Raw genomic sequence first — 290 nt, 5'->3', positions numbered from 1 at the left:
GTGGTGAACCGTTGCGAACCCTCCCGCATTGCCCGGTTGTACTCACGCGCCCGCTCCGGGGTGACACTCCAGGCCACACCGGTAGTAAAAATCTCATCCACTAACTGCTCCACGCGCTCAAGAATCAGCGCGCGATCCATACCTGCCGGAACCAAACCAGCAGCGGCCTCGACCACATCTGCACGCGTAAATGTCGACCGAGTCTCCGTCACCGCAGCCATCACTTCCGCAGCGTTCGGCATCACCATGTCGGGCTTGTTCGCCTCACCAATGTGCACGGAATCAACAAA

General features: G+C 59.3%; 1 protein-coding gene. It reads right to left on the bottom strand.

The window, feature by feature from the left end; genetic code table 11:
• On the bottom strand, nt 1-290 hold a 290-nt coding region (locus F0L46_RS26490; protein ID WP_188312172.1), incomplete at both ends, for a hypothetical protein.

This window comes from Salinarimonas soli, from assembly GCF_008386575.1.
GTDB classification, from domain to species: domain Bacteria; phylum Pseudomonadota; class Alphaproteobacteria; order Rhizobiales; family Beijerinckiaceae; genus Salinarimonas_A; species Salinarimonas_A soli.
The sequence above is the reverse complement of the archived record's forward strand: the minus strand, read 5'-3'. Positions and strand labels throughout refer to the sequence as shown.